General features: G+C 50.3%; 15 protein-coding genes. 7 read left to right on the forward strand and 8 right to left on the reverse strand.

Annotated elements, in window-relative coordinates; genetic code table 11:
- Position 1: 1 nt before the first annotated feature.
- From HHL17_RS11850 to HHL17_RS11860, 3 genes are all read right to left on the reverse strand, one after another.
- Positions 2-622 carry a LysE family translocator gene (locus HHL17_RS11850; protein ID WP_169224926.1) on the reverse strand — a complete coding sequence of 207 codons (621 nt, stop codon included), beginning with the start codon at positions 620-622 and terminating at the stop codon, positions 2-4.
- Positions 623-746: 124 nt separating this feature from the next.
- Positions 747-1,220, reverse strand: coding sequence for an SgcJ/EcaC family oxidoreductase (locus HHL17_RS11855; RefSeq protein WP_169224927.1), 474 nt, complete (start codon positions 1,218-1,220; stop codon positions 747-749).
- Positions 1,221-1,335: 115 nt separating this feature from the next.
- Positions 1,336-2,157: a DUF3108 domain-containing protein gene (locus tag HHL17_RS11860; RefSeq protein WP_169224928.1), complete on the reverse strand. Its 822-nt coding sequence runs from the start codon at positions 2,155-2,157 to the stop codon at positions 1,336-1,338.
- A 257-nt stretch (positions 2,158-2,414) separates the two neighbouring features.
- On the opposite strand from HHL17_RS11860, the gene HHL17_RS11865 reads away from it, so the two are divergent.
- Both HHL17_RS11865 and HHL17_RS11870 read left to right on the forward strand, forming a co-directional pair.
- Positions 2,415-3,419, forward strand: a complete 1,005-nt coding sequence (locus tag HHL17_RS11865) for a sensor histidine kinase (RefSeq protein WP_206155967.1) — start codon at positions 2,415-2,417, stop codon at positions 3,417-3,419.
- Positions 3,416-4,126 carry a LytR/AlgR family response regulator transcription factor gene (locus HHL17_RS11870; RefSeq protein ID WP_169224930.1) on the forward strand — a complete coding sequence of 237 codons (711 nt, stop codon included), beginning with the start codon at positions 3,416-3,418 and terminating at the stop codon, positions 4,124-4,126. Before HHL17_RS11865 ends, HHL17_RS11870 begins: the two co-directional genes overlap by 4 nt.
- Here the strand turns inward: HHL17_RS11870 and HHL17_RS11875 are convergent.
- The 3 genes from HHL17_RS11875 to HHL17_RS11885 form a co-directional block, all read right to left on the reverse strand.
- Positions 4,121-5,071 carry a bifunctional helix-turn-helix transcriptional regulator/GNAT family N-acetyltransferase gene (locus tag HHL17_RS11875; RefSeq protein WP_169224931.1) on the reverse strand — a complete coding sequence of 317 codons (951 nt, stop codon included), beginning with the start codon at positions 5,069-5,071 and terminating at the stop codon, positions 4,121-4,123. The genes HHL17_RS11870 and HHL17_RS11875 overlap by 6 nt on opposite strands.
- A 107-nt stretch (positions 5,072-5,178) precedes the next feature.
- Positions 5,179-6,768, reverse strand: coding sequence for a serine hydrolase domain-containing protein (locus HHL17_RS11880; RefSeq protein ID WP_169224932.1), 1,590 nt, complete (start codon positions 6,766-6,768; stop codon positions 5,179-5,181).
- Positions 6,769-6,873: 105 nt separating this feature from the next.
- Positions 6,874-8,436, reverse strand: coding sequence for an MFS transporter (locus HHL17_RS11885; RefSeq protein WP_169224933.1), 1,563 nt, complete (start codon positions 8,434-8,436; stop codon positions 6,874-6,876).
- A gap of 139 nt (positions 8,437-8,575) precedes the next feature.
- Here HHL17_RS11885 and HHL17_RS11890 point away from each other — a divergent pair, with 139 nt between their 5' ends.
- The 5 genes from HHL17_RS11890 to HHL17_RS11910 all read left to right on the forward strand — a co-directional run bounded on the left by HHL17_RS11890 (position 8,576) and on the right by HHL17_RS11910 (position 12,812).
- Positions 8,576-9,037, forward strand: coding sequence for a hypothetical protein (locus HHL17_RS11890; protein ID WP_169222781.1), 462 nt, complete (start codon positions 8,576-8,578; stop codon positions 9,035-9,037).
- Between the two features lie 30 nt (positions 9,038-9,067).
- A complete protein-coding gene (locus HHL17_RS11895) occupies positions 9,068-9,664 on the forward strand; it encodes a penicillin-binding protein activator LpoB (protein ID WP_240975146.1) in 597 nt (198 codons plus the stop codon).
- Between the two features lie 81 nt (positions 9,665-9,745).
- Positions 9,746-11,161 (forward strand): COG3014 family protein, encoded by a 1,416-nt coding sequence (locus HHL17_RS11900; protein ID WP_169224934.1) that lies wholly within the window; start codon positions 9,746-9,748, stop codon positions 11,159-11,161.
- Positions 11,162-11,201: 40 nt separating this feature from the next.
- On the forward strand, positions 11,202-12,185 hold the full coding sequence (locus HHL17_RS11905; RefSeq protein WP_169224935.1) for an SUMF1/EgtB/PvdO family nonheme iron enzyme: 984 nt from the start codon (positions 11,202-11,204) through the stop codon (positions 12,183-12,185).
- A gap of 3 nt (positions 12,186-12,188) precedes the next feature.
- Complete coding sequence (locus HHL17_RS11910) at positions 12,189-12,812, forward strand: hypothetical protein (RefSeq protein WP_169224936.1); 624 nt, start codon at positions 12,189-12,191, stop codon at positions 12,810-12,812.
- Here HHL17_RS11910 and HHL17_RS11915 read toward each other — a convergent pair.
- Both HHL17_RS11915 and HHL17_RS11920 read right to left on the reverse strand, forming a co-directional pair.
- On the reverse strand, positions 12,739-13,479 hold the full coding sequence (locus HHL17_RS11915) for a hypothetical protein (RefSeq protein ID WP_169224937.1): 741 nt from the start codon (positions 13,477-13,479) through the stop codon (positions 12,739-12,741). The two genes, HHL17_RS11910 and HHL17_RS11915, sit on opposite strands and share 74 nt — an antisense overlap.
- A 96-nt stretch (positions 13,480-13,575) precedes the next feature.
- Entirely contained in the window at positions 13,576-14,979 is a 1,404-nt protein-coding gene (locus HHL17_RS11920) for a tyrosine phenol-lyase (protein ID WP_169224938.1), read from the reverse strand.
- Between the last annotated feature and the right edge of the window lie 102 nt (positions 14,980-15,081).

Raw genomic sequence — 15,081 nt, forward strand, 5'->3', positions numbered from 1 at the left:
GTTATTTGCCTTTATCAAGCGCCATTTTCAGTGCCAGTCCTGCAAAGACGCTGCCCATGAGCCATTTCTGGGCGCGTACCCAGCCGGGATTGGCGCTGAACCAGCGCGTTACCCGCGCGGCAGAGAAGATGATCAGGCTGTTGACCGTGAAACTGATCATCAGCTGGATAAACCCAAGCGTGAGGCTCTGCATCAATACAGGCCCATATTCCGGCTTAATGAACTGGGGAAAAAGAGAGAGATAAAATACAGCGATCTTGGGATTCAGGATGCTGGTAAACAATCCCATACTGAACAAACGCAGGGGCGTATCGTTTTTAAGTTGACCGGTATTTTCAAATACCGCCCGCCCACCGGGCTTCACCGCCTGCCACGCCATATACAGCAAATACATCACACCAATTGTTTTCAGGGTAGTATACGCATAAGGGATGGCCATCAGGATGCTGGTAAGGCCAAAAGAAACCAGTGTGATATGGAAGAGTAATCCGGCGGCAACCCCCAACAATGAGATCATGGCGGCTTTCCTGCCCTGTGTCACCGAACGGGTGACGAGGTAAATCATGTTCGGGCCCGGTGTGAGCACCATGATCAAAGCGGCGAAGGCAAAAAGTAACAGCATGGCACAAAGAATTTACTGACTCTCCTGATATGCGAAAAGACCTGTAAAAGTAACAATTTGCCACATTAATTCAGTTCCGTTTCCGCACATCAGGGGAATCAGTAGTAATCATGGCCATCACAGTTTAGTTTCGTTTTCGCACATCAGGAGAATCAGTAGTAATCATGGCCATCACAGTTTTCATGAGCCAGCCGGGCTTCTTTATCCGGCAGTTATGAAAAGCGGCCATTTGCCACTGGTCTTCGTTGTTTTTGATCCACAGGGTGGTATTGATGGAATGGCGGCTTTGAGGAGCTTTTTTCTGCCAGCGGAAACGGATAGCACCACGGGCAATCACTACCGCGGTACGGTCGTTCAGAAACCGCATCTGGTCAATTTCCCCTTCCAGTTTGGCGCCACGGAACATAAAATTGTTCATCAGCTGTTCGTGGGAAGTGATGTATTCCTGCCGTCCCTTCAGGTGCATGCCATTAAAAGTAATGTAGTCGCAGTCTTCCGTCAGATGGACGGCCGCGCCTTTGAAATCCAGCGTTTCAAACGACCGGTAAATTTCTTCGTTGACCTGCCGGATAGCTTTCATTTCAGTTACTTTGTTCATAATACCTGTTTTTGATGATACAAAACTAGGCCAGACCATGGCGCCAGAACAGGCTTTTTCAGTTGAATGCATCACCTCTTCGGTGAAAACAGGATTTTTATCGGTGAAAGGAAATCTATTGTTTTTTTGCCGTCACCTGGCGCACGACTTCCGGCAAGTTAGGTGTAAAGCCCGGCAATTTTATCTTGTAGCGGAACATGCCATTGTAGCTGTCGGCTTCTTTCAGCAGCTCATGACCGGATTTGCTGATCCAGAAGGATTGTTCATAAGGCCAGCCTTGTGGCGTGGTACCGCCGGTATGTAGTATCCAGCAGTCCACCTGCCTGTTGTCCAGGGTGGTCAGCATTTCACTGCCGGTAACGGTATACTTTACGTAGGCCGGTGGATCCAGGCCTGCGTCATAAAACAGGATGTAGAATGTTTTGCCGGCGGCCAGCGGCAGCATCTCAAACGTTTCGATATCGAGGTGCCAGTTGTAGTTAGGGCTGTTAAAATCAAGCGTATAGCCGGCAGCTTTATTGTCTGCCACAGAATCGGCGCCTTTGATACCAGTGGCCGACCAGTTATAGGCCTTTGTCCCGGTGGCTGCGGTTGCTGAGTGGTACAGTGGTGAGAAGTCCTTTTCACTGTTGATGGAATAGAAGCTTCTGTAATAGTTACTGTCTGTGTTGTACCAACTTTGTTTAACTTCAATTACTGGTTGATGATGGTACTGGCTTTTGCTGACCTCGCGCATCCACAGGGAGAAGGACAGCATTTTAGGTTTGTCGGGAAACTGAAAGTATACAAGATACTGCCGTAGCCCGGGTTGCAGCCAGCGGGTATTCAGGGCATGATGGCGGGGGCTGATCGTGTCTGCCTGTGCAGACGCCTGTTGCAGGGCAAACAACAGGATAACGAAGGCCCATAAAGAACGGCGGGAGGAGAACATTGTCATAACAGTATCTACATTTTGTTGATATAACAAATGTTGATCATCCGCGTAAGCGGATCAACTTAATTCAATCATCACCGGAATAAATTCAACAAGCGGCCTTCATCTCCCATATGATCCGGTTGATTAAAAAAGAAGGGGGGATGGTTGAGCAAAACAGGGCAACCATTGAAAAAAACGGTCAATAGCAGATGTGATCTGGTACCTTTGAAGAACAGTCTAAACCTTTGTATTTTTCAGCCATGGGAATTTTTAAAGCGATGCCAGTCACTATGCGGCTGCAATGGGGGTTATGGATATTACTCCTGCTGCTGCTGTTTTTTACGCTGTTGCCGGAAGACGGCTTTGTACAGTCAGGCGCCTATGCCATACTGAATACAGGGTTTTATGCGCTGGTAGTATATGGCAATATCAGTTTTTTATATCCCCGCCTGTTCCTGAAAAACAGGAAGGTCCTGTATATCCTCGCGGCGGTGGCGGGCCTGCTGGTTGCCAGCCTGCTCCGGACTTACAGCATGATGTGGATATACAATACCTTTTTTAACATGAAACCACATCCGGAGCTGGTGACTACCATGATCTTTGTACGTAATGTATCTGGTTTGCTGACTATCTTTCTGCTTAGTTTCATTCTACGGATTTTTATTGCCTATTTTGTGTTGAAACGCAAGGCAGAAGAAATGCAGCAACAACATGCGCAAACAGAGCTGGAGCTGCTGAAATCGCAGGTACAGCCGCATTTCCTGTTTAACACGCTGAACAATATTTATTATGAAGCCTTCCGGGAGGCGCCGCATACCGCACTGCTGATAGAAAGGCTCTCAGAGATCATGCGTTATTTTGTGGATGAAAGCCCGAAGGACAAAGTCAATTTATCTACTGAAATAAATTTCCTTGAAAACTATATAGCACTCGAAAAAATACGCATCCGGCATGAAATTGGCTTAACATTCACCAGGGATATCGATGATGACTATCGTATACCTCCCATGCTACTGATGACGTTCGTGGAGAACATTTTCAAGCATGGCATTGATAAGACCAGTACACATAACCAGATAGCTATCACCTTATTATGCCGAAACAATCACCTCATTTTTAATACCCGTAATGAATTGCCCCTGCATCCTGTTGCCTCCGGCCAGCGAGGATCGGGGATAGATAACCTGCGTAAGCGCCTGTTGTTGTTGTATGGAGATAACTTTGAATTAAAGACCGAAAGATCAGATAACCATTTTAACGCCTCTTTAACCGTTCCCTTATGAGTTTGAATTGCCTGATCGTGGATGATGAGCCCAATGCAGTGAAACTGCTGGAACTGCATATTCAGCAGACGACCAACTGGCATATAGTGGGCGTATGTTATAATGCGCTGGAAGCGCTGGAGTGCCTGAAGCACCACAAGGCTGATGTGGTGTTCCTCGATATCAATATGCCTCGTCTCAATGGGATGGAGCTGGCGGGCCTGTTGCCCAGCCATGTCAAAATAGTGTTTACTACTGCCTATTCTGAATTTGCAGCGGCCAGTTATAATTATCAGACGTTGGACTACCTGTTGAAGCCCATCACGCTGACGCGTTTCCTGGCTGCCCGCCAGAAAGTGGAAGCTGCCTTCCGCCTGTCAGCACCGGCAGACAAAGCGGAAGAGCAGGACCAACAGGATTACTTCTTTGTGAAGTCGGGTAAAACGCTGCAGCGCATCCGGTTGCAGGACCTTCTCTACTTTGAAGGAGAAAAAGAATATGTGCGGGTAGTTACCAGCAAAGAAGAAGTGCTGGTGTATAAGCGTCTTAAAGAGATTGCGGAGCAGCTCGGGCCGCCCTTTATCCGCGTGCATAATTCCTATATCGTTAATACCAGCCAGATAGAGCGGATACTGGACAATCATATACACATAGCAGACAAACGTATACCGCTAAGCGAAAAGTTCCGTCCTGATTTTATGGCGTTGATACAGCAACGTTTCCTATAACACCAGCTCCATCTGGATATTGGCGCGTTCATACGGCGACATCCTGGCGGCCACTTTCTGAAAGCCCATCTTGTGATACAGGTTGATGGCTGGTTTCAGTATGGTATTGCTTTCGAGGTACAGTTTGGATGCGCCCAGTTCGCGCGCTTTTTCTATGCATGCTTTGCCCAGCAGCCAGCCAATGCTTTTACCCTGTGCGCGGGGAGACACCGCCATTTTGGCCAGTTCGAAGTCGTAGTCCGGGTCCTTCATGGGAATCAGCGCGCATACACCCACTGGTTCGCCATTGTAGAGCGCTACAAAAATATGACCGCCCTTTTTGAGGATATGTCCTTCCGGGTCATCGAGGGCTTTGTAATCAGACGCCTCCATTTTAAAATACGTGGAAATCCATTCCTCATTGAGGTCGTGAAACGCTTGCTGGTATTCAGGTTGATAGGGTACTATCTTCACCTGGCTGCTCTCGCGTAATTTCTGCTGCTCCTGTACACGGCGCAACAGTGATTTCTGTTCGAGCAGGAATTCCCATTCCTCCATGGCTTTCCACAGATCATGTTTGGTCTGGGCTGACAGCTCCTCGATGGCATTGTTCACATCAATATACTGCGCCGCAATTTTTTCATTGACCTCCATGCCTTTGGCAGAGAGGCCTACCACCGTTTTGCGCCCGTCTGTTTTGTCTTTTTTTTCTTTGATGAATCCCTTTTGTACCATCTCCCGGACGATCTTGCTTACAGACACATGTGAGTGCCCTATCTCCCGGGCTATCTCCGTGATGGTCTTATTCTCCCCACGGGACAGTGCGTAAAACACAGGGAACCATTTAGGCTGCATGTCGATGCCGTACATGCCATAAACCTGGGCTGCATCCTCTGTTATCTTATCGGTCAGCAGCCGTAACCTGCTGCCTATGGCCATTTTACCGATGGTGTCGAAAAAGCCCATAGCTATTTTTTTATTTGGGTATTTAAGTATTTGTTTATTTAGTTTCGTAACTGGTTACGTAAATGTATAAGAGAATTTTGGATTGACCAAAAAAATGTGTTGGGTGCTTACTGAAGTAATGCTGGCAACAGATATTGTTGCAGCATGGTATTCACCTGTGGATGAGCATAAGGAAGGTTATAGGCTTCTGCCGTGATCACAATGACCAGCGGCGTATGACGGAACACCAGGATGTAATTGCCGCCATTACCGGAGCAGTAGTAGGCTTCGTAATCTTTGCTGTTGACACGGAATGTTTTGTTCCAGAACAGATAACCGTAATATTCATGCTCCCGGCCGGGAATAGTCCTGTGGTGGGTAAAGGTTTCCTGCACCCAGCGGGCGGGCAGTAACTGTTTGCCCTGCCAGCGGCCCTGCTGCTGGTATAGCAAGCCGAATTTGGCAAAGTCCAGTGTGTTCATGCGGATACCACCGGCGGTACTGGCCACGCCCTGCGGCGTATGCTGCCACTGATAATGGCTGATACCCAAAGGACGGAAAAGCTGTTGGTCTGCATACTGTTCCAGTCCGCCGGGTACGCGCTGATGCAGTACATCGCCCAGCACTACCACGCCTGCGGTGAAATAATGCCACTCCCCGGGTTGACGGCTACGGTTGAAAGGCAGGTCCAGCGCAAACTTCACCCAGTTGTCGGTCGGATACATGTTTTCTTCATTGCCGGGAGACTGCTCATCGCTATCATCGCCATCGAGGCTGCTGCTCATGGTCAGCAGTGCTTTCAGGGATGTCTGTGCTTTATCTGCCGAATAGTTGCTGAATTGTCGAAGGTCATAGAAATCCGACAACGGCTGATCCTCGCTTTTCAGGTAACCGTCGCGTAGCGCTATACCGGTAACGGCGCCGGTGAAAGACTTCCCGACAGAACGTACATCATGTGTGGAGTCCCGGCCGGAGCCGTTGAAATACTCTTCAATGATCAGTTGACCGTTGCGGATTACCGCGATGCTGGTGATCTTCTGAAACACGCCCTCTTCAATATTCCCTTTCAACATCTTGATGGTATTACGGTCAAAGCCGCCACGGGAAACAGGCAGACCGGGATAAGGTGCCGGGGTGTTTAATACCACCTTTGCCGTATCGATGACAGGCTTCCTTTTGACGATCAGCGGTAATTCGCCACTGGCTATCAGTCCGCCGGTTTTCACTCCCTTCGCCGGATCATTGAAATAAGGCCTTATCTCCATGCTTAACAGGTGCGGCCCTTCCGTGAGAGCACTGTCACCGCCGTTGTTCAGAAACCGCATCCAGTAGTATTCGCTCCACATGGGGGATGCCGCTTTATGGTTGATCAGCGGTTTGCTGAGAAGGGTATCATTAATTTTCGATTGGGCAGAAGGTGCACCGGGGTGCAGATTGCTTTGATAACACAAATGTTTATCTACGTATAGGCTGAACTGATAGTTGCCTTGTTGTAGCAGCGTTTCCTGGCTGACTTCAGGCGCCAGCGTGTGGAGATAACGTACCAGCGGGCTGTCCAGGTGTACGGTGAAAAACAGATCGCTTTTAGGCGTGAGCGTGTAAGGCGTGGGGATGGCTGCTCCGGGAGCAGGCTGACTGGTAAAGATGATCTTTCCGGGAGTTTGGGAAAGAGCGGGGAGGCATGTGATCAGGTAGAGGGTGAATAGGAAATATCGCATAGATGCAATTTTAAGTTGAGCTTATCTGTATACGATGAGACAGCTAAAATAAGAGATGTCCAGGGTATTGGAAAGTAATTGTAGCGATTAATCTATGTTGATAAGTTAGCGGTTGCCTGTATTTTGATGTTTATCCTTTGTTACTGTGGGTCGGACAAATATAAAAGCCATGATACTTCCCAGCCATCCTAACAATCCACACATCGCCATGATTTTGCCATAGGTCTGGATAAAATGCTGATGGTAAATATGGATGATCTGGGTCTGTAAATTGAGCGGCAGTCCTTCTGGAACAGCCGCATTGCCGAGGTTGGCCGTTTGCGCCATGATGGCTGCTTTCTGCGCAGCCGTCAGTGGCATATCTTGCAGCGAAGGCTGAATAGACCCTGAGAAAAACAGTACCGCCAATGCGCCGAAAACCGCCACGGCAAATACACCGGCAATCCTGGTAATGGCGTTGTTGACACCGGAAGCGGTACCGGCAAGCTGGCTGCCTACACAGCCCATCACGGTGGCGGTAAGGGGCGCTACGGTGATGGTCATGCCTATCCCCAACACAAAAATGCCGGGAAAGAAGGTTGTCCAATAAGTGGAAGGCCCGTTTGTTTGCTGCACGAGGGATAACAACACCATGCCGGTGCCTGCGAGAAAGGGGCCGATGATCAGGAACCACCGCGGTCCGTACTTGTCGGCCAGCGTGCCAGCCAGCCGCGCCAGGAACACCATCAGCAGTGTGAAAGGTAGAAAGGACAAGCCAGATTCCAGCTGGCTGTAGCCCTGTACCTGCACCATGTTCAACGAGAGAAACACCATACTGCCGCTAAGGCCTGCATACAGGAAAAAGGTGAGCAGGTTGGTGCCGGTGAAAGTCCGGTTGTTAAAGAGGTATAGCGGCAACATCGGGTGTTTGCTGCGCTGCTCTGTGATAACAAACGCGATGAGCAGCGTACCTCCCACGATGATGCTGCCATAAGCCGTCAGGCTGCTGAATCCGGATACCGGCACCCGCAGAAAGCCAAAAGTCAGCAGTGCCAGTCCGCATACGATGAGCACCGCGCCGGGATAGTCCTGTGCGGGCACATCTGCGGGCACTTCCTGTTCCGGCACTTTCCACCACAGGCACAACAGGGTAATAACGCCAATGGGTATATTGATGAAGAAGATATACCGCCACAGGCCGGCATCGGCCAGTGCGCCGCCGAGGACCGGTCCACCGATGGTCACCAGCGTGGTGACGGACGACCAAGTGCCGATGGCTTTGCCTCTTTCTGCTTCATCGATGGCGGAAGAGATCAGTGACAGGCTGCCGGGGATCATCAGGGCGCCACCGATGCCCTGTATCATCCGGTAGATGATCAGCATGGTGACAGTGCCTGACAGTCCGCACGCTGCGGAGCCGGCTATGAAAATGAGAATACCGATCATGAAAATACGGCGGCGTCCCAGCCGGTCGCCCAATGTGCCGCCCAGCAGGATAAGGGCGGCCAGCATCAGCATATAGGCATTCAATACCCAGAAAAGATCGGTGCCCGATGCATGCAGGCTACGCTGGAGGGAGGGCAGGGCCACGTTCAGCGCCGTGCCATCTATGAAAGCCATGGCGGAAGCCAGGATGGAGGAGGTGACCACCCATCGGCCGGCAGTGCTGCGGAGTGATACGGTCGACATAATACAGCCCGTTTTGCTTTGCATAACGCTGATGCGCTGTAAAATGTTCCGTAAAAACACCTTAACGGATTTTTAACAACCTGCACGGTAGGGGGAAAAGACTCCGGGATGCGTCACTTTAGTGAACACAACGAATTTTATGAGGTACTGTATCCGCTATCATCACTTCGCGGCAGGTATTGTAGCCTGTCTGCTTATCATGGCCACGCCTGCGATGGCGCAACAGCAACTGCTGCCCGACCAGAACCCCCGTTATCAGGAAAGTATGGCGCTGTACCTGATCAATGAAGATTCATTGACAGCCCGTGAAGGAGAGACCGTGCAGAAAACCTATAAGGCGTATCAATTTATGGAAGCCAAAAGAGAGTGGCGTGAACAAAAGCGTCAGGCCCGCCTTGAACGCCGCGCCCGGGGCTGGGATACATGGGGATACCCTGGCTACTCCTACGGATACGGCTATCCGGGATATAGTTTCGGATATGGCTATCCTGCCTATGGCTTCGACCATTACAGGCATCATTACGGCCGTTCCTCTTTCGATTGGCACGACCTGGCTACGGCCACCACGCTGGCCATGGGTGCTTACTGGCTCTTCCGATAGTAAAATCATCGTTTAAAAAATTTCAACCTGATGTTTAAAATGAATGCTCCCGCATTGATCGGGATACTTATGTCCGCTGCTGTAATACAAGGATGCGCTCCCCGCAAGGTTACCAGGGTAGACGAAAAACAGCAGATCGATATCAGCGGCCGCTGGAATAATACCGACTCCCGGCTCACCGCAGAGGAAATGATCGCCAGCGCCCTCGGTGAAAACTGGTTGTCTGAATTCTCCCAACAGCATGGTGGTAAAAAACCGGTCGTAATTGTAGGCATGGTCACCAATAAAAGCCATGAACACATCGACGCGGAAACTTTCGTCAAAGACATGGAACGCACTTTTGTTACCACCCAGAAAGTAAGACTGGTACAGGGCGGCGCCAAAAGAGAGGAACTGCGCGGCGAAAGAGCAGACCAGCAGAAAAATGCTTCTGTGTCTACCATGAAAAAATGGGGACTGGAAGTAGGAGCAGATTACATACTTCAGGGTAGCATCAACTCTATCGTTGATTCACATAAAAGACAAATGGTGGTGTACTATCAGGTAGACCTGGAACTGACCGACCTGCAAAGCAACGAAGTAAAATGGATTGGCAATAAGAAGATCGCCAAATATGTGAAGAATTAACCTACATACTCGTTACCACTGTGGTGACCGTGCGCCGGTTGTCTGTGTTGCCGGCGCACATTTTTATCTCAAAAGCGTATCATGTTTATCTCTGTTCGTCAATGGAAGCGGTGGCTGCCGCTGGCATTGGCTGTGCCCTTATTTTTGTCATGCCGTACTTATAACCACGCGGTAGCGCCCTATTACGAGGCGGTATCGCAGGGCCGCTTCGAGGAAGCATCCGCGGAGCTGGACAAAGCGCGCTTTTTCCGGTATGGGCGCAACAAGCTGCTGTTTAACATGGAAAAAGGGAAAACAGCTTTCCTACAGGGACGCTACCACGAAAGCAACCTGTATTTCAACGCGGCAGACTCCATCCTGTCGGGCCACCGCGGCAGCAGGGTACTGGACCAGACACTGGGACTGGTGATCAATCCTGCCATGCAGATTTATCAGGGAGAAGACTTCGAACGATTACTGATCCACTATTATAAATCCATCAACTACCTGAAGCTGCATCAGCTGGAAGATGCAGAAGTAGAAGCCCGTCGTATATCACTAGGTACCTATGCACTCAACGACCGGAAGAAAAACAACGATAAAAAATACAGCAACGACGCCTTTTCACTGATCGTACAAGGCATCGTATATGAAAGTGCCGGTGATGTCAACAACGCTTTTATCTCCTATCGCAATGCAGCTGATATTTTCCTGAAGGCGCCCGACCGCCGCTATTATGGCGTAGACCTGCCTGCACAGTTGCAGGTAGACCTGCTGCGTACGGCCGATCAGCTGGGCTTTCAGCAGGAAGTGCAATATTATGAACAACAGTTTGGTCGTGTGTACCAGCGACCCGCCGACAACGACGGCGGCTCAGTACTGGTGATCTGGGAAAACGGACTGGCGCCGGTGAAAGCAGAAAGCAATTTCTTCTTCACCCTCACCGAAAGAGGACCGGGTAATTTTGTCTTTACAGACCCCAACACCCAGCTCTTCATTCCTTTCGATTTCAATCTTTTCCCACGGGACTCCTGTCACCGCCTGCGGCGACACCTGGAAGCCTTCCGGGTGGCCTTCCCCAGCTATGTGGAGCAGCCACTCTATTACACCACCGCCGACATTCAACGTGACAGCACTTTCTCCACCACACTGGAAAAAGTGGAAGACGTGAACCAGCTGGCTTTCCGCACTTTACAGGAACGGTTCCTGAAGGAGATGGGACTGGCGCTCACGCGACTGGCCATCAAAAAACTGGCAGAATATGAGATCCGGAAAAATGATGAAGTAGCCGGAGAACTGTTTAATCTGCTCTCTACATTGGCCGAAAAAGCGGACACCCGCAACTGGCAAAGCCTGCCGCATTCTATTTATTATTCGCGCATCCCCCTTAAAAAAGGGGAAAATAAAATCACCCTTACGCTCAAAGGAAAAGATAACGCTCAACAGAAAGTGGAATTTAATATCGTGGGAAATGGCCGCCTGCAAACACTGCACTATGCCTCGTTGTTGAAATCATGAAAGTTTAGCTACATTAGCTGCCGGAATTATCCTGATTTTTATGAGCGTAACCCACATATATGACCGTCAGGCGTGGAATGCATTGCCCCGCCCGGAAGCAGAAGCTATTTTGCAGCAGTTGATACAAACACAGTTCCCGGAGTTTACCATCCAACGTTTTGAGACATTTGAAAAATTCGGTCAGCATACTTTCACTGCTGTCCTGGACCAAGCCGGAACGGAATTCGTTTTTGTGCCTGGTGATACCGTGGTGCTGGGCCTGGACTCCTGGAACATGGCCCCCGAAAATCGTGGGAAAATGGCAGCAATGTTTGATAATAATGTGGGGGAGATGGATGACTACATCCGTGAGCGGTTGTCGCCGGTGCGCACCGCTACCATCAGTCCTATGATCGTAGAGCGGTCCTATCGTGCCACAGGATACTTCCCCGTGGCATTAACAGATGAACGCCTGACCTCCGACGAGTACTTTGAGAAAACATATGCAGAAGTAAAAGCCTCTCCCCGCGAACACTGGAACTACACCGTGAATGATTCTTTTCGCCTGGTAAAAGACGGTGACAATATTCAGGCATGGCTGTATAAGGGCACTTCCCGGGAGGAACTGACGCAGGAAATACAGGATGCCGGTTTCCGGCTGCCTACGGAAGATGAGTGGGAATACCTCTGTGGTGGCGGCTCCCGTACGCTATACCCATGGGGCGACGCCATGGACTACAACAAAAACTATCGCTATTTCAAAAGAGAAGACAACGACGAAGAGAATTACCTGGAAAGCCCCAATCAGTTCGGGTTGGTGATCGCCCATAACCCTTATCACTGTGAAGTGATGATGGACAGTGAGTGGTTCCTCAAAGGCGGCGATGGCGGTTGTAATCTCTGTGGCGGTGGTGGGTTAGACCTCGGATACCTGAGCGTAGGCACCTATTTCCGCGACCCGGGCATCTTTGACGAGTACATGAACTATGACGAAGAGATCACTGGTGACTATACCTTCGTGAGACGGATAAAGAGAATACCCTAACCAATGGCAAGCCAACTACTATTCGAAAACAAAGGTATCCGTACAGCGGAATGGTATATTCCGCCATTGATATTACGGGAAGGTGAGTTGGTGTTGCTAAACCTGAAGAACCCGGTATACGCCATAGCCGTGCAGAACCGTTTCGTGGATATCGTCACCGGTAAAACGAAATGCGCGGAGGTGAAAGTCTATCATCCGCTGACATACATCCCCCCTTTCAGGCAATCCTGGTTCCGCCGGCGCTTTAACCCCATGTCGGTCGGAGAATACGTAAAGAAAAACATGGACCCCGCCAGTGAATATGCCGGTATCATTTATCAATATCGTGATGTCTGTGAACAGAAGCAAAACATCGACCGCCATACCAAAGTGGATATGTTAATGGGTGGCCCCAAACGCTTGTTAACGCTCTGTGCTGCGATGAGCCGTTATCGTTATATTGTATATGACATGCAGGCTGTAGGGCCGGAAGCGGTAAGTTTTATTCATGAGCTGGTAAAAAAGCATGTAAGTCAGGGTGGTGCAGCGTTGCTGCTGGACCGGTATGATGAGCTCAGGAATGATTGTAGCCGGTATGCGGAGGTGGAGTGGAGTGTGAGAGTAACAACGCCAGCCTCACCGCAATAAACGCCGCATCTTTCTGCTGCTGCAGCATCTCTTCCATACTTTCCCGCGTAATACCCTGCCGCTGTGCTACCGTCAGCAACGTCACGCAGGTGGCGATGGTTTCCGGTTCTATCGGATTGATCGTTCCTTCCAGGCTATGCCAGCGGCGCGTATCTTTACTGAGCAATCGTGGACGTGTATGCATACGCGTGAGTAGCGGCTTCCAGGCGGCGGGCAGGTCTGCTGCCTGTACAGCTTCTTCCGTAGATTCGAAGGCTTCCATATAAAGACGGATCGGGACCTGTAACCGTCCGACCGGCTCCTGGTAAGCGGTGATGTCGACCGGTACATCTTTAAAATAACTGCACAGCAACTGATAAAACTGAAGGTCCGGTGTAGGAGAGGGGCCTGCTTCCATATCGGGGGCTTGATGACAGCAGATAGCGGCAATGATACCGTAGGTGTCTGCCGCGCGGGTATAATAATCCCTGGCCCGGGAGAACCATTCCCTAGCGGCAGCCTGATCATAGAACATGACATAGCCGGCAGCCTTCATGTAACTGCCTGCGATTGTTTGCAGGTCATCGGACTGCCCCTCGTCAAGGTAGGTGGCGTAGCTGCTGTAAGCATTGACCAGCGTGGTCAGCACTTCCTTGTCGAGCTGAAGTAAAGAAGAAAAATCGGTCATCACCCTGCAACTTACAACTTTATCCCGGGGCAGGCAATGGAAAGAAAAAGCCCTTCCTGTGGGAAGGGCTGCAGGTATAAAGATGATGGAGGTTGATCAATGAGCTGCCAGCGTTTGTGCTGGCGCCAGTTGCTTAAACCGTGCCTGGAAGAACCGCAGGTATTTGGGTTCCAGGGTAAATTCGAGGCCTGGTATGCTGAACCTGTTTTCATAGGCTTCTATGATTGCGTCAGCTACCACGTCCATATGAGAGAGGGTATACACTCTTCTCGGGATGGCCAGGCGCACCAGTTCCAGCGATGGGTAATGGTGATCACCGGTTTCTTTATTACGGCCGGCAGACACGATACCTCTTTCTACAGTCCGTACGCCGCCTGCTTCATACAGCGCTACTGTTAATGCCTGCGCCGGGAAACTGGTTTGCGGGAGATGTGGCAGAAACGAGCGTGCGTTGAGAAATACGCCATGGGTGCCGATAGGGTTCAATACGGGGATACCGGCTTCCTTCAGCAGGTTGCCCAGGTAGTGCACCTGGTACACACGGGCTGCAATATGGGCTTCTCCCACAGATTCGGTGATACCGATGGCCATAGCTTCCATGTCGCGCCCGGCGAGGCCGCCATAGGTATGCATTCCTTCGTATACGATCACCAGGTTTTTGGCTTCTTCATACAGTCCTTCATCGTTCAGTGCAAGGAAGCCGCCGATATTTACCAGCGCATCTTTTTTCCCGCTCATCACGGCGCCGTCTGTCAGGGAACAGATTTCTTTTACGATAGAAGCGACTGTCCTGTCTGCATAGCCGGGCTCGTGCTGCTGTATCATAAATGCATTTTCAGCTACCCGCGCCATATCGTGGATGATGCGGATACCATGCTGCTGCGTGAGTTTCCGTACCTGTTTCATGTTTTCCAGCGATATTGGTTGCCCTCCGGCCATGTTCACGGTGGTGGCTAAACTGAGATAGGCGATATTAGCCGCGCCTGTCTCGCGGATGATGGCTTCCAGCTTCTGCAGGTCAATATTTCCCTTGAAGGGGAAACCGGAGTCAGGGTCGTGGGCTTCATCAGTAATGACATCAATGAAATTACCGCCTGCCAGTTCCTGGTGCAGCCGGGTAGTGGTGAAGTACATATTGCCGGGGACATACATACCTGGCCGTATCAGTAAGCGGGAAATCAGGTGTTCTGCGCCTCTGCCCTGATGTGTGGGCACCACATACTTGTATCCGTAATATTCCTGTACCACCCCTTCCAGGTGATAGAAGTTACGGCTGCCGGAATAGGCTTCATCGCCCATCATCATGCCTGCCCATTGACGGTCGCTCATAGCGCTGGTACCGCTGTCTGTCAACAGGTCGATGTACACATCTTCTGACTTTAACTGGAAGGTGTTATATCCGGCGTCTTCAATCAGTTTTTTGCGTTCTTCGCGGGAGGTTTTTCGGAGCGGCTCTACCATTTTGATTTTGTAGGGCTCTGCCCAGTGCGATTTTTTCATAAGATTGTTGAGATTGTTTGGGTGTGGGTTATAGATCTATCTGACCTGAAAATAAAGACTGCCACTGCGATGAGGGGGGCAGGGAGTATCGTTAAATTTAAG

The organism is Chitinophaga fulva (assembly GCF_012927205.1).
GTDB classification, from domain to species: Bacteria; Bacteroidota; Bacteroidia; order Chitinophagales; family Chitinophagaceae; genus Chitinophaga; species Chitinophaga fulva.